General features: G+C 57.8%; 11 protein-coding genes. All 11 read right to left on the reverse strand.

Translation table 11 applies throughout. The features are described from left to right. Positions 1-196: 196 nt before the first annotated feature. The 11 genes from SELSP_RS07320 to SELSP_RS07370 all read right to left on the reverse strand — a co-directional run bounded on the left by SELSP_RS07320 (position 197) and on the right by SELSP_RS07370 (position 21,900). On the reverse strand, positions 197-436 hold the full coding sequence (locus SELSP_RS07320; protein ID WP_006191821.1) for a hypothetical protein: 240 nt from the start codon (positions 434-436) through the stop codon (positions 197-199). 45 nt (positions 437-481) lie between these two features. Beyond that, a complete protein-coding gene (gene lysS, locus SELSP_RS07325) occupies positions 482-1,963 on the reverse strand; it encodes a lysine--tRNA ligase (protein ID WP_407635839.1) in 1,482 nt (493 codons plus the stop codon). An 85-nt stretch (positions 1,964-2,048) separates the two neighbouring features. Further along, complete coding sequence (gene greA / locus SELSP_RS07330) at positions 2,049-2,519, reverse strand: transcription elongation factor GreA (RefSeq protein ID WP_006191814.1); 471 nt, start codon at positions 2,517-2,519, stop codon at positions 2,049-2,051. Between the two features lie 144 nt (positions 2,520-2,663). Then, complete coding sequence (locus SELSP_RS07335) at positions 2,664-2,972, reverse strand: GIY-YIG nuclease family protein (protein ID WP_211204957.1); 309 nt, start codon at positions 2,970-2,972, stop codon at positions 2,664-2,666. 1 nt (position 2,973) lies between these two features. Then, entirely contained in the window at positions 2,974-3,552 is a 579-nt protein-coding gene (locus tag SELSP_RS07340; RefSeq protein ID WP_006191808.1) for a peptidylprolyl isomerase, read from the reverse strand. Further along, positions 3,549-4,271, reverse strand: a complete 723-nt coding sequence (locus tag SELSP_RS07345) for an MBL fold metallo-hydrolase (RefSeq protein WP_013740880.1) — start codon at positions 4,269-4,271, stop codon at positions 3,549-3,551. Before SELSP_RS07345 ends, SELSP_RS07340 begins: the two co-directional genes overlap by 4 nt. Positions 4,272-4,373: 102 nt before the next feature. Beyond that, entirely contained in the window at positions 4,374-5,144 is a 771-nt protein-coding gene (locus SELSP_RS07350) for a Fic family protein (RefSeq protein WP_013740881.1), read from the reverse strand. 68 nt (positions 5,145-5,212) lie between these two features. Beyond that, positions 5,213-6,148, reverse strand: coding sequence for a DUF1848 domain-containing protein (locus SELSP_RS07355; RefSeq protein WP_006191800.1), 936 nt, complete (start codon positions 6,146-6,148; stop codon positions 5,213-5,215). 78 nt (positions 6,149-6,226) lie between these two features. Beyond that, positions 6,227-7,252 carry a branched-chain amino acid aminotransferase gene (locus SELSP_RS07360; protein ID WP_006191798.1) on the reverse strand — a complete coding sequence of 342 codons (1,026 nt, stop codon included), beginning with the start codon at positions 7,250-7,252 and terminating at the stop codon, positions 6,227-6,229. A 172-nt stretch (positions 7,253-7,424) separates the two neighbouring features. Next, positions 7,425-8,429, reverse strand: coding sequence for a phosphatase domain-containing putative toxin (locus SELSP_RS07365; RefSeq protein ID WP_006191794.1), 1,005 nt, complete (start codon positions 8,427-8,429; stop codon positions 7,425-7,427). Positions 8,430-8,580: 151 nt separating this feature from the next. After that, complete coding sequence (locus SELSP_RS07370; RefSeq protein WP_013740882.1) at positions 8,581-21,900, reverse strand: autotransporter outer membrane beta-barrel domain-containing protein; 13,320 nt, start codon at positions 21,898-21,900, stop codon at positions 8,581-8,583. Positions 21,901-21,924 lie beyond the last annotated feature (24 nt).

Consider the following 21,924-nt stretch of genomic DNA (forward strand, 5'->3'; position numbering starts at 1 on the left):
GTCCACTTTGTGGACATTGTGCGCCGCCCTTAATGAAAGTTACCCAATCAGTCTGCGCCCTTCGGGCTTGACTTCTTGGACTTTCATAGTAAAACGAAATCGGACACTGTGAATCTTCGCAAACACCTTGAAAACAAGAGGACTGCTGCACGTCTTGCGCACAACAGTCCCTTATGCTTTATCTCATATTTTCCATTCAGCGATTGATGTGATGCGAACCGAGGTCGTCGATGACCGCTTTTTCCTTCTTGCCGAGAACCCAGCCGAGCAGCTTGATCTCCGCATACAGTTCCATGCGCTGCTCGCGGTGGTCGCCCTGCGCCTGCATCAGCTCGTTGTACTTCTTGATCTTCACCTCGTACTGCGCCTTGACCTCCGCCTGCGAACGCATCTTCAGCGGACGCGAAGAGACTTCCGGCACCCCGTTCATATTCATGCAATCAGCCTTCTTTCTTTGTGAAAACGTCTGCACTTCGCTCTGTTACTCGGCCGCACTCTCCTGCGCACGCGATGCGGCCTCAGGACGCATGTGCGGGAAGAAGAGCACGTCGCGGATCGACGAGCTGTCCGTCAGGAGCATCACGAGACGATCGATGCCGATGCCGAGGCCGCCCGTCGGCGGCAAGCCGTATTCCATAGCCGTGATGAAGTCGCTGTCCATCGGGTGCGCCTCGTCGTCGCCAGCTTCGCGCTGCTTCACCTGCTCAAGGAAGCGCTCCTTCTGATCGATCGGATCGTTGAGCTCCGTGAAGCCGTTCGCAAGTTCGCGCCCGTAGACGTAGAACTCGAAGCGATCGGTGATGCGCGGATCTTCGGGATTGCGCTTCGCCAAGGGCGAGATCTCCGTCGGATGACCCGTGATGAACGTCGGCTGGATCAAGGACTCTTCGACCTTCGCCTCGAACGCCTCATTCAAGATGCCGCCGATGCCGTGCTTCTCCTCGTAGGCGACGCCGATCGCATCCGCCATGGCACGCGCCTCTTCGACGGTTTGGGCGCTCATGAAGTCCTTGCCCGTCGCTTCTTTCACGGCGTCGTTCATGCTGATGCGGCGAATCTTCGAGAGGTCGATCTCCGTACCCTCGTAGGTCAGCGCCGTCGTACCGAGCACGTCCTTCGCGGCCTGGCAGCATATCCCCTCCGTCACGTCCATGAGATCGTTGTAGTCGGCATACGCCTGATAAATCTCAATGGATGTGAACTCAGGGTTGTGGCGCACGTCGATGCCCTCGTTGCGGAAAATGCGCCCGATTTCGTAGACGCGCTCCAAGCCGCCGACGATGAGCCTTTTGAGATTCAGCTCCGTCGCAATGCGCAGGTAAAGCTTCATGTCGAGCGCGTTGTGATACGTCACGAAGGGACGCGCCGCCGCGCCGCCCGCAATCGTCGACATCACAGGCGTCTCCACTTCGAGGAAGCCGCGCTCGTCGAGGTAGCGGCGAATCGACTGGATGATCTTCGTGCGCGCGATGAACGTATCCTTGACCTCAGGATTCATGATGAGATCGACGTAGCGCTGGCGGTAGCGCATTTCCACATCCTTCAGCCCGTGAAACTTTTCGGGAAGCGGGCGCAGCGACTTAGAGAGAAGCGTGAAGTCATCGACGCGCACCGTGAGCTCGCCGCGCCGCGTGCGGAAGACGACGCCTCGAACGCCGATGATGTCGCCAATGTCCAGGAGCTTAAACTCCTTGTACTTTTCCTCGCCCAGAACATCAAGTTTGAAATAAATCTGAATCTTGCCCGAAAGATCCATGAGCACGGCGAAGCTCGCCTTGCCATGACCGCGGATTGCCATCAAACGCCCGGCGATGCTGACCTCTGTCTCGCTCTCCGCCTCCTCGCCGAGCGAGGCGAATTCTGCGAGCAGTTCGTCCGCATGGCGCGTGACCTCGTAGCGATGCCCAAAGGGCGCAACGCCCATCTCGCGGAACTTCTCCATCTTCTCGCGGCGCACGCGCATAAGATCGTTCAGATCTTCCTTCTGCGTCGCGTCCTGCTGCTTGTTCTCAGCCAATATTTCCTCTCCTAACTCATATATCTCTTGCTTACTTGATTTCTACAACCTCGTACTGAATGATTCCTGCCGGCGCATGAACGTCGACGCGGTCGCCGACCTTCTTGCCGATAATCGCTGCGCCCACGGGCGACTCATTCGAGATCTTGAACTCCGTCGGATCTGCCTCTGCCGAGCCGACGAGCGTATACGTCTCCTGCTCATCGAACTCAACGTCCTTGACGACGACGGTGCTTCCCATCTGCACGGTGTCGGAAGATGCGCCGCCCTGGATGATGTCGCTGTTTCTTATCTTCGCCTCAAGATCGAGAATCTCGCCCTCAAGGAACGCCTGCTCATTCTTTGCGTCGTCGTACTCCGAGTTTTCCGAGAGATCGCCGAGCGCGATCGCCGCCTTGAGTCGCTCCGATACCTCGATGCGCCGCACGCTCTTCAAATAGTCGAGCTTCTCCTGCAGCTTTTTGTAGCCCTCTTCCGTCAACATTACACGCTTTTCTGCCATCAAAATTCCCCTTTTCCCGGCACTTGGCACTCCTCCGCGAGTAGGCTCGCCAGGCACGTTCCGTGCCCGGCCATCCCGCAGGAAGAAGCGCCGTCTGATACTGCCCCGTATATCCTATCATTATAGGTAGCAAGCCGCACCTTGTCAATGAAGGCCGCGGCTAAAAATCCCCGCTTCAGCCGAAAGCGCGACGTCAAGCCCCGCCTGCGGCAAATGCGCGGCAAGCGCGATCTTCTTTTCACGCGGCAGTCGCTTGATCTCGCACTCGCGGCGCTGCGCCTCGCACTTTTCCGCGAACTCCTCATAGTAAAAGAGCCGCACGGGACGGCGGCTCCTCGTATACTTCGCGCCCCTGCCCGCATTGTGCGCGGCAAGGCGTTTCTCCAAGTCGTTCGTCCATCCCGTGTAGAGCGTACCGTCTGCACAGACGAGGATGTAAGTGAACGCCTTCACCTCACTCTTTTTCCTCACGGCGAATCGTGACCTTTTCCATGACGACCTTCGCGAGCGGCTTGTCTTGGAAATCCGTGTCAACCTTGCCGATCTCGCGCACGACATCCATGCCCTTGACGACCTTGCCAAAGACCGAATGATGCCCGTCGAGCCACGGCGTCGCCGCGAGCGTGATGAAGAACTGCGAGCCGCCCGTATTCGGCCCTGCGTTCGCCATCGACAGCACGCCCTCGCTGTCATGCTTCAGATCCTTATGGAACTCATCAGGAATCGTGTAGCCGGGACCGCCCGTGCCCATGCCGTTCGGATCGCCGCCCTGGATCATGAAGCCGTCGATCACGCGGTGGAAGATCAGTCCGTCGTAGAATCCCTTCTCCGCAAGGTCGATGAAATTCTTCACGGTGATCGGCGCCTTGTCCTCGAAAAGCTCGATTTCAAACGTGCCATGATTCGTCTCAAAAACTGCAATGGGATTTGTCATTTTTTTCGCTCCTTTATCCTTGTCATTCATGCCTGCTGCCGAGCAGCCCGTCGTAAAGAGGACGAACGTCGCCAGCAAAAAAACGAGAGCCTTCTTCATCGTGTGAATCCTCCTTCCGCCGTCCAGCGCCGCCTCTCCCCCGCATCCAGCGGCGTCCAATACGGCACGGCACGCCCCTCGGCGAAGAAGTCCGCCGCCGGATGCCACGCCGGATAGCCGACGCTGTGCATCGTCACGAGCGCCTTGATGTTCGTGCGTGCGCAGAACTCCTTCGCGCCGATGTCGGCGAACTCCTCAAGCCGCCCATCGACAGGGAAGAATGCGATGTCGGCAGTCAGTCCGTCAAGCTTCTTCATCTGCTTCATGAAGCCGTTTCGTGCAAACTTGTTGTTCTCCTCCGTATCGCCCTTCCAATGCCACCAGTTAAAGTCCCCCGCATGGAAGATGCGCCTGCCCTCGACCTCCACGAGAAACGATGTGCCCGTGTCCGTCGAGTCAAACGTATCGACGCGAAGCCCCTCTTCTTCATAGCAGCTGTAGTTTTCAAGATACACCGTCTTTTCCTCGGGAAACCGCTTGCCGCGCTTCGTGCGCCGAATCTCCGCCGCCATGACGTAGCGCGTGACCGAGGACGCATAGTCGAGGATATGCGCGTCGAAGTGATCGAAATGCGCGTGCGACACAAAGAAATACACGTGCTCCGCCCCCGTCAAGAGACTCCCGACCGCCTGTGCGGGATCGAGGTAGTCGTCAAAGACGAGCAAAGTGCGCGAAAGCCGCACGGCAAAGCCGCTGTTCAATAAATATGCAATCTCCAAAAGCTGCCTCCTTCCAGAAGTGCCTGTATCATTATAGCAGAAGAATACGGGAAAAGACAAATCTTTGCTCTTCTGCACCCGTTCCCCTAGTTTTCCCCTCATTCACCGTGATACATGCGCATGGCGCAAAAATCGCGGACGATCCCATGTCTTGACAAGCTCCGCTTTCAAAAAGAGCTTGAGCGGGGCGATCTCTTCTTTGACGTCAAAGGCTTCGAGAGATTGGTAGTAGAGTTTCCGATCCTCCTCATGAATAACGATTGGCGGATGATTGTTCCGCAGCAGGAAATAATTCATGACCAGTCGACCGACACGACCGTTGCCGTCTGCGAAAGGATGGATGTTCTCAAACCTCGCATGAAGGTAGGCTGCGGCCGTAAAAATATTTTCATTCGTGCGAATCGTATCCTGATGAATCTCATCAAGCAAATCTGCAAGCTCTGTCTGCACATCTTCCGGTGCACTGCCGACCTCATATCTCCCCGTGACATAATCATGCTTCTTGAAAGCACCCGGCCGTTCACCAACCTGCCATCTGCGCGGATCGTACGTATTCTTCGTCAGTTCGTGATGAAGCTCCAAGATGAACTCCGGCGTCAAGGACGTTTTTCGGGCAAAGGCGTCCAGAACAAGATTGCTGGCATCTTTGGCATTGCGTATCTCAAAGATCGTCCGAACATCTCCCGTAAAATTCGTGACGCCATCGTGATCGAAGATCTCGCGCGTATCATGGTACGTGATATTGGGATTTTCCATTTTCCCCGAATGATAAGCAAACTGAACGACATAGCCATTGAGCGCCGCCTCAAGCTCGGCGACATTCCTGATATTCAGATTCCGCCATGCCAAGAGAATTTCATCGTATTTGTCCATACACATGCCTCGTGCGCTCACTTCCTTCCCCATGATTATACCATACTTTCGCCCATGCAACGCACGTCTCACTCGAATAATCCCAGCTGCTCATTCTTCACCACATACGAAACCTGCCTTGCATCCTGCACGATGTCGCCCGGCTCTGCATGACCGACGAGGAGCGGCGAGGCGGGGTCGTGGCGGGTGCGGTTCTTTCTGACGGCGGCGACGCTCGCGTTTGCATAGCAGTAGCGGCAGAAGTGGGCGCAGGTATTGTAAACGCCGATGTCGTTGCCGAGGAGGCACGCACAGCCCTTTCTCGCCGCCGACGTCCGCGGAATATGGAAGCGGCAGCCGACGGCTTCTTCGAGGACAGCCTGCGTCATGCAGCCCTGCGTGTCGATGCCGAAGGGCGCGAGATCGTCCCCTTCGAGGCAGGTGCGCACCTTGATGCCGAACTCCCGCCCAACTGCCGCGAAGGTCTCACCGAGCGCGAGACGCTCTTCTGCGCTGACCTCGCGCAAAGAGGGAAAATTGCGCTGCGTCTTCTTATAGAGATCGACGAAGCTCACGACACAGTTCTCTGTCGTTCCCGACAGTTTCTCTGCCATGCGACGAAACGCCCGCCTGTGAAAGTCGAGCGTGTACTTCTCTGTAATGAATACGGGATCATAGCGCCAATGCACGGCGCGTCTGCCAACAATGCGCGACAAGGCGGCAAGGCTCTCGATCGCCGCCTCGACGGGTGGCGTCTCCGGCTCGACATCCTTTCCGTAGGGCGTGATCGTCACACCCCAGAACTGGCGAAAGGATGCGAGTGCGTCCTTGTACGCGAGAAGCGGCGCGGGATTCTTCGTGCAGAAAACGATGAGATCAACGACGGCGGGATCGAGAACATAGCGCGTGATACGCTGCGGATCATAGGGGCTTCGCGCCATGACGAATCCTTCGCGCAGGCGCCGCACGAACCACTCGGCATAAAAGGCAGGGATGTCCGTGCGGCTTCCCGTATTCAAAATCATGGCTCTCCCCCTTCCCGCAAAGAAGCCGGACGGGGAAGACTCCCGCCCGGCTTCTCGTATACGCCCCTCGCACAAGGCTTATTTGATCTCGTAAATCCAACCCTCGGGCGCTTCGATATGACCCATCTGAATGCCTGTCAAGGTGTCGTAGAGTTTCTGAGTGATGGGACCCATCTTCTCCATGCCGCTCGCAAAGCAGATCTCCCTGCCGTGGTCGTTGATCTTGCCGACGGGCGAGATGACGGCCGCCGTACCGCAGAGGCCGCATTCCTTGAAGTTCGGCACTTCAGAGAACAGCACTTCGCGTTCATCCACCTTGAGGCCGAGATAATGCTCGGCGACATAGGTAATGGAGCGGCGCGTGATCGACGGCAGGATGCTCGGCGACTTCGGCACGACGAGATTGCCGTCCGCATCGACGAAGATGATGTTCGCTCCGCCCGTCTCCTCGACCTTCGTGCGCGTCGCCGCATCGAGGTAGATGTTCTCGGCAAAGCCCTCGCGATGCGCCGTCATGATAGCGTGCAGGCTCATCGCGTAGTTGAGCCCCGCCTTGATGTGACCCGTGCCGTGCGGCGCGGCGCGGTCGAAGTCACTGACCTTGACCGTAATGGGCTTCGCTCCGCCCTTGAAGTACGGGCCAACGGGCGTGACGAAAATGCGGAACTGGTACTCGTCTGCCGGTGCAACGCCGATGACGGGGCTTGAGCCGAACATGTAGGGACGGATGTAGAGCGTCGCGCCGCTGCCGTAAGGCGGCACCCAAGCCTCATTCGCCTTGACGACCTGACGCACGGCATCGAGGAATCTGTCCTCGGGGAACGGCGGCATCTCAAGATACTGCGCCGACTCGTACATGCGGTGCGCGTTGAGATCGGGACGGAAGCAGACCGTCCTGCCGTCCTCCGTCGTGTACGCCTTGAGTCCCTCGAAAACCGACTGCGAATACTGCAGGACGCCCGCATCCTCGCTCAATACGATTTTGTCGTCGCCCGTGAGTCCGCCCTCATCCCAAGCGCCGTTCTTATAATTGGCAACGTAGCGCTGTTCCGTCACATGATAGGAAAAGTCCAAGCTGCTCCAATCGATATCCTTCTTCTCCATGATGATTCCTCCCAAGTTCGTGCCACAAGAAAAGGCACACATTTCCGAATCAGCAAAAAGACATCTGTTTCCTCAGGAGGAATCTCCATTCCCTGTCACAGTCATCCTTCTGTAATCCTGCAAAATATATAGTACATCGAACTCTTTGCGCCGTCAATCCCTTTTTCAAAAGTTATTCATCGGCATCGTCATCTGACTCATGCGCCAGAAGCCAATCCGACCACGAGACAGCGAAGCCCGCCCCCTCGTTCTCCTGCACATAGCGGTAAAAAAGTGCGATGTGCTTCGCCTTTTCCGCATAGTATGGTACTTTCCAATACGTCGAACCCTCAGGCTCTACATGCGCGACATAGCTGCCGCCCAGCAAACATTGACGATAAAGGATGTCCTGCAAGGGCACCGCAGGATTCTTCAAGATGTCGTACATCGCGAGAAATTCCGTCGTGCGTCCCTCGCCCGCCTGGCAATGGAAGTGCAGCCAAACGTCCTCGGGCATGCTCTTGTAAAACTGCACAAATTCGTCGACAGCAGCGGGCGAGGGCCATATATGATCGGTCGCCGCAATGCGCTTGTAGCGAAGCCCTGCGGCCTCGACAAGCTCCTTCTCCGTCTGCGCCTCTTCCACGAAGATCTCGTGCTCATCGAGGGGATTCTTCTCCCCGCCGAGATGCGCAACCGCCGTCATCTGCCCTGCCGCGCCATGGATGCGCTCTGCCTCGTCGGCGAGCGCCTCTTCCTGCGTCAAGCCCACGTTGCCCCAATCGTGCTCACCGTACCAGCTGACCGCGATTCCGTCGAAGAAACCGTGCGACTCCTCGCGCAGGTCGACGATGCAGATCGGCATCTGCGTCTTCTCGGCAAGCGCTTCCAACAAGGACTGCAAGCCGCTCGCAGAAAACTCTCCGCTGCCCGATGCATGGAGACGCTCAAGCCCCTCGCGCGTCGGCACATAGGAATCGTCCATGTCCTTCTTGTAAGGAGCATGGAACTCGTCCTCCATCGTGCGGAAGTTGCGCGGCAGTCCCCGCACATCATCGGCATCGATGCGCCAGATATAGCCGGCATTGCGCATGCGCGGCGGCGCATCCGCCGCAGACGCGCGACCCGCCATGCCAAACATCGCTCCCAAGACAAGAAGCACTGCGGCGCAAAGACTCATCCACATTTTCCTCTGCATTTCTTCATATCTCCCTTCTTTTCCATGTTCCTATTATACCATACGTGCAAACCCTCTCCCCGTCACCGAAGTGCGACGCACGATGCCCGCATGAAAAAGCAGGGCGGCCTTGCAGCCGCCCCGCCTCATTCTTCTATTCCATGTCCATTCCTCAGAACGCCCAGTTCACATGGGCGCTCCCCGTGACGCCTTCGCGCTTGCCCTGCCAACCGGAAAGATTCAGATCGTAGCTGACGCGCGAATCCTTCGGCTGGAACCTCCAGCCGAGTTCCAGAAGGGCGCTACCGCCCCTGAGGCTCGGGCTGGGCGCTTCGTAGCCCATGAAGCTCGCGCACGCCTTGCCACTGAATTCGTACTCCCAGTAGAGTCCGGCGTAGAGTTCGTTGCCCTCGCTTTCCTTGTGGCTGTACCTCGTGCCGAGGCGCAGGCGGTGCGAGTTGACCGCCGCAAAGTCATAGACGTCGTTGTACTTGCCCGTCTTGATGGCGACGTCACCGCCGCTCTGGTACGACCACAGGTAGCGCAGCGAGGCGTCGAGCTTGTCACCGCCCTTGAGCTTCATCGTCTTGCCGACGCTCAGCTCGGCTGCGACATAGGTGTCGGAGCTGTCGTAGTTCGATACGGTGCCGGCGGAGATGCTGCCCGTGTAGTCGCTCTTCGCGCGTCCTGCATGGAGTGTTCCCTGCAGCCAGAGGCCGTCTTCCTTCTCCATCCTTGCGAGGACTCCCGCGCCGAGGTAGCTGAGTTTGCCGCTGCCGTGCGTGCCGTCGTCGAGATGGGAGTCGTAGCTTCCCTTGCCGTATTCGATGAAGGGGCTGACGACGATCGCCGCGTCCTTCTTCCGGAGTTCCTTCGCCCAGCCGAGGCTGAGATTCCAGCCCGTGGTATCGATCTGCGAGCCGCTTTCGACGCTCATGCTACCGCGGCTCATGACGGCCCAGAGGTCGTACTTGCCCTTTTCCTTGTTGCTTTCAGCTCCTTTCCGGATGGCGCTCATGCCGCTCGTGGTCAAAAGATCCGCACCGCGATTGATGAAGTCGGTCATGCCGGCCCTCGTCTCGACGAAGGATTTCGCCTGATCGCTGATGGCTGCCTTGGTGACAGTGGCGATGAGTTCGCCCGAGCCGCGCTTCATGAGGTCGAAACCGTAGAGGAGCGATACGCCATGCATGGCTTCGACGTGATTGATGAGCGTCGCAGGCGCAGGCGGCACGGCGCCGTCCGCATCGGTCGTAAGCGTTCCGCCGTTGACCTTCATGAGGCTGATGACGTCGTTGACCTTGAGGCCATGCGCAAGTCCCATCACGCCGACACCGACATCAACGCCGCGGATATCCTTGTTTGCGACGCCGAGCTGCAGGAGCGTCGGGTTCTCGTTGGCGATGCTCTCACCGAGGTAGAAGTGGAGGTTCTTGATCTTGTCGAAGTCATGCGCCCGGCTAGTGTGCGCTTCGTCGTGATAGACGGCGAGCGTATTGTTATCGGCGGATGCTCCTGCGCCGCCGATGATGTCGCCGGTGACGGTGCCTCCCTTGAGGTTGATGATGTTGTTCTTATTTTCGACGGAGCCGTTTCCGCCGATAACATTGCCTGTGACGGTCGAACCTCGGCCAATGTTGATGGTGTTCTCATTGGCGTTGAGGCAAGCGCCTCCCGTGACGTTTCCTGTGACGGTGACGCCGTCCTTGATGTTGACGGTATTCCTGAGAGAAGCGTGATGTGCACGCGCACCGAAGACGTCGCCGGTGACGTTCGCGTTGATGTTGAGGACGTTGTCCGTGGCGTCGCTCACCCCGGCAGAACCACCGACGAGAGTGCCGGAGACGGCTGCATTCACGTTGACAATATTCTTCGCGGCATTGCCGTGCGTGGAATGTGCGCCCGTGATCTCGGTCGAGGCGTTCGATGTCGCCGCCTTGATGGTGACGACGTTCTCTTCGGCTGCGTCCTTGGCTTCTGCGCCCATGATCTTGGTGCCGCTGACGTTGCCGCCCTCGATCTCGACGGTGTTCTTGTTCGCCTTGGCGGCGCTCTTTGCGCCCTTGAGGCTGCCCGTGACGGCACCCGCCTTGATGACGGCCTTGTTTTCCGTCGCGTCGCCTGCGGCTTGTGCGCCGACGACATCGGCTGCTGTGCCGCCTTGGAGGATGGCGGTATTCTCTTCCGCTTCTCCGCTCGTGCTCTCAGCGCCCTTGAGGTTCGTGACGGAACCGCCCTGGAGGACGGCCTTGTTCTTGACGGCCTTGCCTGCCTTCGTCTTCGCGCCGAGGGCGTTCGTCGCGGTCCCGGCTTCGACGGTCAGGGTGTTCCCTTCCGCCGTGCCGTTCGCTGTCTGCGTGTCGCCCGCGATGGCGTTCGTGACGGCGGCACCGGTCTTGAGCGTGAGCTTGTTGTTCTTGGTCTCGCCGCTCGTGCCATAGACGGTCTTTCCGCCGAAGGCATCGGGGACGGCACTCGTGATCTTCACGTCGGCATTCTGCCATTTGTAGGCCGAGAGGTCAAGGCTGCCGCTCGTGGTGGCCGCAGCGTTGTTGTCGGTGACGAGGCTGTATTCGACATCGCCTGCACGCTCGCTGCCCGTAGCCGGCGCATAGCCGTTCAGGGTGAGCGTCTTGCCTGCTGCCATCTGGAAGAGGTGTGCCTTCTTCTGCATGACGTTGCCGAGCCATGCGGATACACTGCCGCCGGTCGGCTTCTCAACGGTGCTGTAGTCAAGCGTCGTATTCTCGTTGAGCGTCAGCACGGTATCGCCGTCGGCAACGCTCGAACCAAGGTTGAACTTGATTTTTGAGAAGCCGGCGAGGCTGCCGACTGCGGCGCCCTTGCTCTTGATGTCGAGGGCGTTGTCCGTCGCCGACTTGTTGCCGCCGTAGAGCTTGCCCGTGACGTGCACGTTCGCATCGTGCGTGCCGTCGCCAATGGTGATTGTGTTGCCCGTGGTCGTGCCGGAGCCGGCGGCGAAGCCTGCGTAGACGTCACCTGCGACCGTGCCGCTGTAGAGGTTGACCTTGTTGCCCGTAGCGGCGCCGCTTGCCGAGGCGTGCGTGAGCGCGCCTGCGTAGAGGTTTCCTGTGACGGTCGCGCCCTTGAGGTCGACGGTGTTGCCCGTGGCGTTGCCTGCCTGTGCGCGGACATCTGCACCGTAGCCGTCAACTACGGTCGCGCCGGCATGAAGTTCGAGCGTGTTTTCTGCTGCATCGCCGTTGGTCTTGTAGCCGCCCGCGCCGCTTCCGGCTTCAAGGTTCTGCACGAGGCCGCCGTAGGCTGCCGTCGTAAGGCTGCCGCCCATGACCTTGAGCGAGTTCTTCTCGACTTTGTTGCCGACCTTCGTGCGGCCGCCCCATGCTTCCGTATTCGCACCCGTGCTGTAAACGGGATGGTTGTTGGCGAAGCGGTAGCCGATGACTTCGACCTTTTTCGCCGTCGCCGTCTCATTGTCGGTGTTGAGGACGTATTCGTAATCGCCATCCCTCTTGGTCTCCCTGGCACGCGCTGCATCATAGTTCGTGAATGTGACGTCGTTCACACTGTCGACGAGCGTCAGGATATGGTTCGTCGTGGGGCTTGCCGTGACGGCGTCGAGGTTCTTGAGCTTCATTTTCGACCAGTCGATCGATGTGTTCGCCCCATTCGTCAGTCTCAGCAGGGTATCGCCGTGGCTGACGTTGTGCGCGGCATCGAAGTTGACGTTTTCGAAATTCTTGACGTCTGCGGCATTTGCCTGGCGGCTGTTGACGTTCAGGGTGTTGCCTGCAGCGCCGCTGTTGCCTCCCCAGATCGTGCCGACGCTCGTGCCTGCGGCGACGGCATTCGTCGCCGTGCCGAGGTTGACGGTATTGCCCGTCGCCTTACCTGCCTGCGCGAAACCGCCGTAAACGTCGTGCAGCGTGCCGCCCGTGATGTTGACGATGTTGTCCTTGACGAAGCCGCTGCCGTTCGTGCGGCCGCCGTAGACGCTGCCGCCCACGCTGCCGCCCGTGAGGTTGACCTGGCTTTCCGTGACGCTTCCCATCGCACCTGTATCGGCGATCTGCCCGCCGTAGACGTCTCCCGTGACCGCGCCGCCTGTGACATCGACTCGGCTCTTCAAGGCGCTTCCCGTCGCACCTGCAGCCGTAAGCGACGCACCGTAGACGTGGCTGACCGTGCCGCCCGAAATCTTGGCGGTGTTCTCCGAGGCACTTCCTGCCTTCGTGCGCACCTGGGCACCGTAGGCGTTGGCGACGGTGCCGCCCGTGATGTTGACGGCGTTCTTCTCGGCGTCTCCCGTCGTAGCGGAGGGCTTGTTGTTGATGACGAGGCCGCCGTAGGCTGCCGTCGTGATCGTGCCGCCCGAGACGGTGAGCGTGTTCTTCTCGACCTTGTTGCCAATGTTCGTGCGTCCCGCCCAGGCTTCATTGTGCGCGGAAATTTCGTTGTACGTCGCCGCATGGTTCTTGAACTTGAAGCCCGCGGCCATGACCTGCGTCGACGATGCCGTATGGTTCGCCGTGTCGATCGTGAACTCGAAATCGCCGCTCGTCGTGCTCTTGACACCACCCGACGCCGTATAGGTGTTCGTCGCACCCTGCTGGAAGCTGATGCCGTTCGCATTCTCCATGAGGACGAGATTGTATGCTTCGTATGTCTTGATCGGCGCGTTGAACTTCTCGGCGTTGACGTCGAGCTTCCTCCAGTCGAGGTTCCCTGTCGCACCCGAATTGAGACGCAGTACGGGCGTACTCTGCGTGAGCGCATGGCTGTTAAGGTTGAAGTTCAGATGATCAAAGTTCTTGATGTTGCCGGCCTGCGCGTTCGTGTTGATGTTCAAGGTGTTGTCTGTCACATCCGCCTTGTTGCCACCGAAAACCGTGCCCGCGATGTTCGTGCCTGCGGCGAGATTGTGCTCGCCGTCGCCGAGGTTGACGGTGTTGCCCGTGGTCTTGCCCGAGCCGTTCGTGAAGCCTGCGTAGATGTCGCCCGATACCGTACCGCCCGTAACGGTGACGGTGCTCGCTGTCGCACTGCCCGTCGCCGCGCCGTCGGCAATGTGGCTGCCGTAGACGCTTCCTGTGACGGTGCCGCCCTTGATCTCGACCTTGTTCTTCGTCGCGCTTCCCGTTGCGCCTGCAGCACTCAGCGATGCGCCGTAGAGGCTACCGTTGACCGTGCCTGCGTTGAGCGTGGCGGTGTTTTCTGTCGCGCTTCCCGATTTCGTGCGCACCTGGGCGCCGTAGGCGTTGAGGGTGTTCGCACCCGCGTTGAGGATGAGGCTGTTCTTTTCGGCATCGCCCGTGGTCTTGAGGTTGCCGTGATCGTCGCGCTTGAAGTTTTCGGCAAGGCCGCCGTAAGCCGCCTGCGTGAGCGTGCCGCCCGAGACGGTCAGCTTGTTGTTCTGCACCTTGTTGCCGACCTTCGTGCGGCCGCCCCATGCTTCGGCTTTCGTGCCGTCCGCCGCCGTGAAAGCGGCATTTTGCTTGTTCTGGAATTGGTATGCTTCAAGATCGATAGAATTCGCGGCGTTCGCCGTATGGTTGTCCGTGTCGATGACGTACTCGAGGTCGCCCTGGGTTCTCTCTTTTGCGCCGTGCGAGGCGTAGGTGTTCGTCGCGCCTTTCATGAAGCTGATGCCGTTTGCGTTCTCCATGAGCTTGACGCGGTAGGCTTCGTAGCTCTTCGGCGCAGCGGCAAGAGCCGTCGTGTCGACTTCGAGCTTCGACCAGTCGAGCTCCGTCGTCTGTGCACCTCCCGTGAGTCGCAGGAGAGCATTCGCGGGGTTGAAGGCACTGCTCTTCAAGGTGAGCTTGACGCTTTCAAAGTTCTTGATGTTGCCCGCCTGGGCATTGGTCTTGACGTCCAGGGTGTTGCCCGAAGCGTCCGCCTTATTGCCGCCATGGATCGTGCCCGTGACAGAGATCGCGCCGATGTTCGTGCCGTCGCCGAGGTCGACGGTGTTGCCCGTCGTCGCACCTGAGCCGTTCGTGAAACCGCCGTAGATGTCGCCCGATACCGTGCCGCCCGTGACGGTGACGGTGCTCGCTGTCGCACTGCCCGTCGCCGCGCCGTCAGCGATGTGGCTGCCGTAGACGCTTCCTGTGACGGAGCCGCCTTGGAGTTCGACCTTGTTCTTCGTCGCGCTTCCCGTCGCGCCCGTAGCGCTCAGCGATGCGCCGTAGAGATTGCCGTTGACTGTGCCGGCATTGAGTGTGGCGGTGTTTTCCGTCGCGCTGCCCGATTTCGTGCGCACCTCAGCACCGTAGGCGTTGAGAGTGTTCGCGCCCGTGTTGAGGATAAGGCTGTTCTTTTCGGCGTCGCCCGTGGTCTTGGGGTTGCCGTGGGCATCCAACTCGGTGTTCGAGACGAGTCCGCCGCGCGCGACAAGCGTCGCACTGCCGCCCGTCAAGGTCAACTTGTTGTTCTGCACCTTGTTGCCGATGCGCGAGCGTCCGCCCCATGCGTCCGTGGCCGTGCCGCCTGCATAAGTCGTCGTGTTGTTCTGGAAGCGATATCCTCTGAGGTAGATGTTTTGGGTCGTCACGCTGTTGCCGTCGGTCATGATGTCGGCTTCGTAGTCCGACGAATGGATACGGCCGCGCGTTCCTGTCGTGCTGTAGTTCGCAAGGTTGATGTTGTTCGCCGTATGGTGCATGAGCGTCAAGATCGTGTCACTCGTGGCGCTTGCATTGAGGCTGTCGAGGTTGTCGACGTGGAGTTTCTTCCAGTCGAGACTCGTCGCGCCACCGTTCAGGGTCAGGAGGGTGTCGCCTGTCTGGATGTGGCTGCTCGTCGCCTTGAAGTTGACCGTGTCAAAATTGGCAATGTTGCCCGCGGTCACGGAGTCGTAGACGTTGAGCGTGTTGTTCGTGGCGGTCGGTTTGCTGCCGCCGTAAATCGTGCCGATCGTCGTGCCTGAGGCGACGGCGTTCGTCGCCGTGCCGAGGTTGACGGTGTTGCCCGTGGTCACGCCCGTGCCATTCGTGAAGCCGCCGTAGACGTCGGTCATCGAGCCGCCCGTGATGGTCACGGTGTTGCCTGTGGCGCTTCCCGTCGCCGAGGCATAGGAGAGGTAGCCGCCGTAGACTTTGCCGTAGCCTGCGCCCGTGACGGCGCCGCCCGAGATCGTGACCTTGTTGCCCGTGGCGCTTCCCGTCTGCACGGAGGTGAAACCGCCGTAGATGGTGCGCACCGTACCTGCCTTGAGGTTGACGGTGTTTCCCGTACTGTCGTTCTTCGCCGCAGCCGTCGTACCCGTGCCTGCCGTCCAGCCGCCGTAGGCGTCACGATGCGTCGTGCCGTTGATCGTGAGCGTGTTGTTCGTTGTCGTGTTGCCGATGACGGAGCGGCCGGCCCAGATGTCTGCCAGAGCACTTCCTGTCGTCGGTGTCGTATTGGCATCCTTGAACTGGTAACCGCCGTAGAGGATCTGCTTCGCCGTCGCCGTGTTGGTGTCGGTGTCGATGGTGTATTCGTGCGTGCCGGTCGAGGAGATTTCTTTCGCGCCCGTGTAGTGGTCGACGTTGATGCCCGTCATGTTCTGCAGGAGGACGGACTGCCCGCTCGGCGCGTTGCCCGTATGCTTGAACTTGCTCCAGTCGAAGTTCGTCACCGCGCCGCCGACGAGGTTCAGCATGGGGTTCGCCTGGTTGAAGGTCGCGTTGAAGTTGAATTTGACCATGCCAAAATTGGCGATGTTGCCCGCCGTAGCATTGGTATTGACATTGAGAACATTGTCCGTATCCGTCGTCCCGCTGCCGCCCGAGATCGTGCCCGTGACGGTGGTGACGGCATTCGTCGTGCCGTCACCGAGGTTGACGGTGTTGCCCGTCGTAGCGCCCGATGCCGCGTGTCCGCCGTAGACATTGCCACCGACGGTGCCACCATTGAGGTTCAGCGTATGGCCCGTCGCCGCGCCCGTGCCGGCAGTCTTGCCGCCGTAGACATCGCCTGTAATCGTGCCGCCCGTCAGCGTGATCTTGCTGCCCGTGGCGTTTCCCGCGCCCGTCGCGACATCGCTGCCGTAGACGGAACCTGCAATAGTGCCGCCCGAGACCTTGACTTCGCTCTCCGAAAGAGAGCCGCTTCCCGCCGTATGGGCACCATAAAGAGAGCCGCTCAAGCTGCCGTTCGCAACCTCGGCCTTGTTCTTTCTCGCATTTTTCGTATTCGTCGCTTGGGCGAGATCGACGCCATAGGCATTGTTGACCGTGCCGCCCGTGATCTTGACACTATTTTCCTCGGCCTCGCCGGCAGCCGTCATGACTTTTGCGCCATAGGCATTGGCAACCGTGCCGCCCGCGACTTCAAGCTCGTTCTTCTTGGCATCGCCCGCATCCTGGAACGTGCCGTCGGTCTTATGCTTCTTGTTCTCAACGAGTCCACCGTAAGCCGCCGTATTGAGCGTGCCGCCTGTGACGATGAGCTTGTTGTCCGTGACGGTCTGGCCACTCGCCGTGCGCCCCGCCCATGCCTCCGCATGTGCGGACGTCTCGTTGTACGTCGCCGTATGATTGCGGAAGCGGAAGCCGTCGACGTAGACGTCCTGCGCGGAAACCGAGCCGGTCGCCGTGTCGATGATGTATTCGAAGTCGCCGACGATCTTCTCCTTGGCTCCGATCGGCAGGTAGGTGTCTGTCGTGCCCTTCGTGAAGCTGATGCCCGAGCCGTTGTGCAGCGCCGTGAAGAGACGTGCGTTGTATGTGCTCGGTGTAAACGGATGATAGCTGCCGGGCACGACCTCGACGCCCGCCCAATCGAGGCCATTCGTCGCACCGCCGCTGAGCGTGAGGAGCTGATCGGTCTGAGCGATTGTCCCCATGCCGCCGAGGTTGAACTTCATCTTGCCAAAGTTCTTGATGTTGCGCACCGTCAATCCCTTCGCATTGACATTGAGCAGGTTGTCCGTAAAGACGTCGTTCGTCGTGCCGCTCGCCGCGCCGCCATAGAGGAAGACGTTCTGCAGGGTGGTCGACGTCAAAGATCCATCACTCTTGCCAAGATTGATGGTGTTGCCCGTCGCCTTGCCCGTACCGTTCGTGTAGCCACCGTAGATTTCGTTGCTGCCGCCGAACGTGCCGCTCTCGATGTTGATCGTATTGCCCGAGGCGTTGCCCGCCGACACATTGTTCGGCGGCGTAAGTGCGGCATTCGTCGCGATGTATCCGCCATAGAGCTTGCCACCCGCATTGAGCGTGCCGCCCTTGATATTGACGGTATTGTTCTTCGCATCGGCGTTCTTCGTGGTGTCGACAGCTGTCGGATCATCTTCATCCGTCGGATGAAGAAGCAGATTCCGACCTTCGGTATAGCCTGCATAGCCCGTCGTTACAGAAGCGCCGTCAAGGAGATTGAGCGTATTGAAATCCGAGCCGCCATTCAAAGCCTTCGTATAGCCGGCACGCGCCGTGGTGAAAGTAAGAGGCGTCGAACCATTCTTTTTGAGATTCAGCGTATTGTGGTTCGTCGTATTGCCATAGATAGAGATACCCGCATGGATGTCGGTACTGCTGCTCGTCGTCGGCGTTTCCGTGGCATTCTGGAAACGGTTGCCGTCGAGTGTGAGGACGGAAGCAGACACCGTACCCGTACCCGTCACATTCGCCTTCTTGCCAAATTCGTAGTCACCTGCGGTACCGACAAGGGTCGGAGCATAGTTGGTCAGTGTGAAACCTGCCCCCGTGTAGAGCGTGAGTGTCGGAATGTTGACTCCATGAGCAGATAGAGCCGGCGCCCACGACGTGATGCCTTTGACAGCAATCTTGTTCCAATCAAAATTCTGAGTAGTATTGATACCACGAAGCATCGTATCTCCCGATGCAATATTAGAATCAAGGACGAACTTCATCTTTTCAAAGTTCCTGACATTATAGACCTCGTTCCCCTTGCCCTTCACCTGCAGGAGGTTTCCCGTCACGTAATCTTTGCCGCTGCCTGTTCCGCCGCCTCCGTAAACGCTCAGATAATAGTTCGTATTTCCACCAGCCGCTCCGGTCAACGTGACCGTATTGTCCGTCGCATTGTTCTTTTCCGACCATCCGCCATAAACAGTCGCATGACCCGAACTTGACACCGTATCCTTCAGGATGACTTCGTTGCCTGTCGAATCTCCACTCGTCGATTGCGTATAACCGCCATACAGCGTGCGCCCATTGATATTTCGTCCATCCACCGTAAGGGTGTTATTTTTCGTCGTATTGCCCAGCGTGGATGTCCCAGCGTAAATACCGGCCCCATACAAAACGCTAGGCGCTGGCAATGCAGGCGAAGACGGCTTCGTATCATACGTCACCTTTGCATTTTGAAACTGGTTTCGATCAAAGTAGATTTCCGAGGCACTGACAGTTCCAACCGCCCCAGGTGTACTTGTATTCGTCGTAATGCCATATTCGAAGTTGCCGCTCACTCCATTGGAGGAAGACGTTCCATAATTATCCAAAGTGAGTGTGGAACCCGTATAAAGAACGATGCGTTTCGATCCCACACTGCCGTTTCCCCATGTCGAGGCATCGCCCACGCTGATCTTGTCCCAATCAAATGCTTGAACGGCATTGATACCACGAAGCATCGTATCTCCTGCTGCAACGGTAGTATCAAGGACGAACTTCATCTTTTCAAAGTTTCCGACATTATAGACCTCATTCCCCTTGCCCTTCACCTGCAGGAGATTTCCCGTCACATGATTCTTGCCGCTGCCGTTTCCGCCGCCTCCGTAAACGCTCAGATAATAGTTCGTATTTCCACCAGCCGCTCCGGTCAACGTGACCGTATTGCCCGTCGCATTGTTCTTTTCCGACCATCCACCATAAATAGTCGCATGAGTCGAACTTGACACCGTATCCTTCAGGATGACTTCGTTGCCCGTCGAATCGCCGCTCGTCGATTGCGTATAACCGCCATACAGGATGCGCCCATTGATATCGCGTCCATCCACCGTAAGAGTGTTATTTCTCGTCGTATTGCCCAGCGTGGACGTTCCCGCGTAAATCGCACCCCCATATAAACCGCCTGCCGGCGGCAGCGTTGGCGACGACGCATCCGTATCATACGTCACTTTTGCGTTTTGAAACTGGTTGCGGTCAAAGTAGATCTGCGTAGCAGTAACAGGCGTCCCCACTGCTCCTGGAGTACCTGTATTCGTTGTGACGCCATATTCGGAGTTGCCATCCGCACTTATCCCATTAGAAGTGGATGGCCCATAGTTATTCAAGGTGATGGTCGAACCATCATACAGAATGACCCGCTTGGATGCCGCACCACTATTTCCCCATGTCGAGGCATCGCCCACGCTGATCTTGTCCCAATCAAATGCTTGAACGGCATTGATACCGCGAAGCATCGTATCTCCTGCTGCAAGGGTAGTATCAAGGACGAACTTCATCTTTTCAAAGTTTCCGACATTATAGACCTCATTCCCCTTGCCCTTCACCTGCAGGAGATTTCCCGTCACATGATTCTTGCCGCTGCCGTTTCCGCCGCCTCCGTAAACATTCAGATAATAATTTGAACTTCCACCAGCCGCTCCAGTTAGAGTGACCGTATTGCCTGTCGCATTGTTCTTTTCCGACCATCCGCCATAAACATACGTCTGAGAAGAATTCGCCACCGTATCCTTCAGGATGACTTCGTTGCCCGTCGAATCGCCGCTCGTCGACTGCGTATAACCGCCATACAGCGTGCGCCCATTGATATTTCGTCCATCCACCGTAAGGGTGTTCTTTTTCGTCGTATTGCCAAGCGTGGATGTCCCAGCGTAAATCGCGCCCCCATACAAACCGCTTGCCGGCGGCAATGCTGGCGATGACGAATCTGTATCATACGTCACTTTTGCATTTTGAAATTTGTTGCGGTCAAAGTAGATTTGCGTGGCAGTAACAGACGTCCCCACTGCTCCCGGAGTACCTGTATTCGTTGTGACGCCATATTCGGAGTTGCCATCCGCACTTATCCCATTAGAAGTGGATGGCCCATAGTTATTCAAGGTGATGGTCGAACCATCATACAGAATGACCCGCTTGGATGCCGCACCACTATTTCCCCATGTCGAGGCATCGCCCACGCTGATCTTGTCCCAATCAAATGCTTGAACGGCATTGATACCGCGAAGCATCGTATCTCCTGCTGCAACGGCAGTATCAAGGACAAACTTCATCTTTTCAAAGTTTCCGACATTATAGACCTCATTCCCCTTGCCCTTCACCTGCAGGAGATTTCCCGTCACATGATTCTTGCCGCTGCCGTTTCCGCCGCCTCCGTAAACGCTCAGATAATAGTTCGTATTTCCACCAGCCGCTCCGGTCAACGTGACCGTATTGCCCGTCGCATTGTTCTTTTCCGACCATCCACCATAAATAGTCGCATGAGTCGAACTTGACACCGTATCCTTCAGAATGACTTCGTTTCCCGTCGAATCGCCGCTCGTCGACTGCGTATAACCGCCATACAGTCTGCGCCCATTGATATCGCGTCCATCCACCGTAAGGGTGTTCTTTTTCGTCGTATTGCCAAGAGTGGATGTCCCAGCGTAAATCGCACCCCCATATAAACCGCCTGCCGGTGGCAGCGTTGGCGACGACACATTATACGTCACCTTTGCATTTTGAAACTGGTTTCGATCAAAGTAGATTTCCGAGGCACTAACAGTTCCAACCGCCCCAGGTGTACTTGTATTCGTCGTAATGCCATATTCGAAGTTGCCGCTCACTCCATTGGAGGATGATGTTCCATAATTGTTCAGGGTGAGTGTGGAACCCGTATAAAGAACGATGCGTTTTGATCCCGTACTGCCGGTTCCCCATGTCGAGGCATTGTCCACGCTGACCTTGCCCCAATCAAATGCTTGGACGGTATTGATACCGCGAAGCATTGTATTTCCTGCTGCAACGGTAGAATCAAGGACGAACTTCATCTTTTCAAAGTTTCCGACATTATAGACCTCATTCCCCTTGCCTTTCACCTGCAGGAGATTCCCGGTCACATAATCCTTACCGCTGCCGTTTCCATCGCCTCCGTAAACGCTCAGATAATAGTTCGTATTTCCACCAGCCGCTCCGGTCAACGTGACCGTATTGCCCGTCGCATTGTTCTTTTCCGACCATCCGCCATAAATAGTCGCATGAGTCGAACTTGACACCGTATCCTTCAGGATGACTTCGTTGCCTGTAACTAATCCAAGTCCTGATGTATAACCACCGTATAGGCGACGTCCATTGATATTAAGTCCAGTAATCGTCAGTTTATTACTATATACATTTCCAGGATCCGTGGAAGAAGGAGTGATGGCTCCGCCCGCAATCGGATCAACAGGTAGCGTGTCCCCCGTATGATACGTCACATCCCCGCCCGTCACATCCGCAGCATCAACATGCTCAAAAGACATTTGTCCCCCCCCTACATACAAAGCAACCGCCAGCGAAAGCGCTTTCCAGCGTTTTGAATTCCCTTTCTTGAACATGACTTTCTCTCCCTTTCCCATGAAGCTCAGGTGTTCGGTACTCATAGATTTATAGTCCCATTATATCTC

The sequence above is a fragment of the Selenomonas sputigena ATCC 35185 genome (assembly GCF_000208405.1).
Lineage (GTDB): Bacteria > Bacillota > Negativicutes > Selenomonadales > Selenomonadaceae > Selenomonas > Selenomonas sputigena.

What these genes read in the sequence shown, in the direction of transcription:
- SELSP_RS07320 (WP_006191821.1), bottom strand. Translation starts at nt 436, where the DNA reads ATGAATATGAACGGGGTGCCGGAAGTCTCTTCGCGTCCGCTGAAGATG.
- lysS (WP_407635839.1), bottom strand. Translation starts at nt 1,963, where the DNA reads ATGCGCGTGCGCCGCGAGAAGATGGAGAAGTTCCGCGAGATGGGCGTT.
- greA (WP_006191814.1), bottom strand. Translation starts at nt 2,519, where the DNA reads ATGGCAGAAAAGCGTGTAATGTTGACGGAAGAGGGCTACAAAAAGCTG.
- SELSP_RS07340 (WP_006191808.1), bottom strand. Translation starts at nt 3,552, where the DNA reads ATGAAGAAGGCTCTCGTTTTTTTGCTGGCGACGTTCGTCCTCTTTACG.
- SELSP_RS07350 (WP_013740881.1), bottom strand. Translation starts at nt 5,144, where the DNA reads ATGGACAAATACGATGAAATTCTCTTGGCATGGCGGAATCTGAATATC.
- SELSP_RS07355 (WP_006191800.1), bottom strand. Translation starts at nt 6,148, where the DNA reads ATGATTTTGAATACGGGAAGCCGCACGGACATCCCTGCCTTTTATGCC.
- SELSP_RS07360 (WP_006191798.1), bottom strand. Translation starts at nt 7,252, where the DNA reads ATGGAGAAGAAGGATATCGATTGGAGCAGCTTGGACTTTTCCTATCAT.
- SELSP_RS07365 (WP_006191794.1), bottom strand. Translation starts at nt 8,429, where the DNA reads ATGCAGAGGAAAATGTGGATGAGTCTTTGCGCCGCAGTGCTTCTTGTC.
- SELSP_RS07370 (WP_013740882.1), bottom strand. Translation starts at nt 21,900, where the DNA reads ATGAGTACCGAACACCTGAGCTTCATGGGAAAGGGAGAGAAAGTCATG.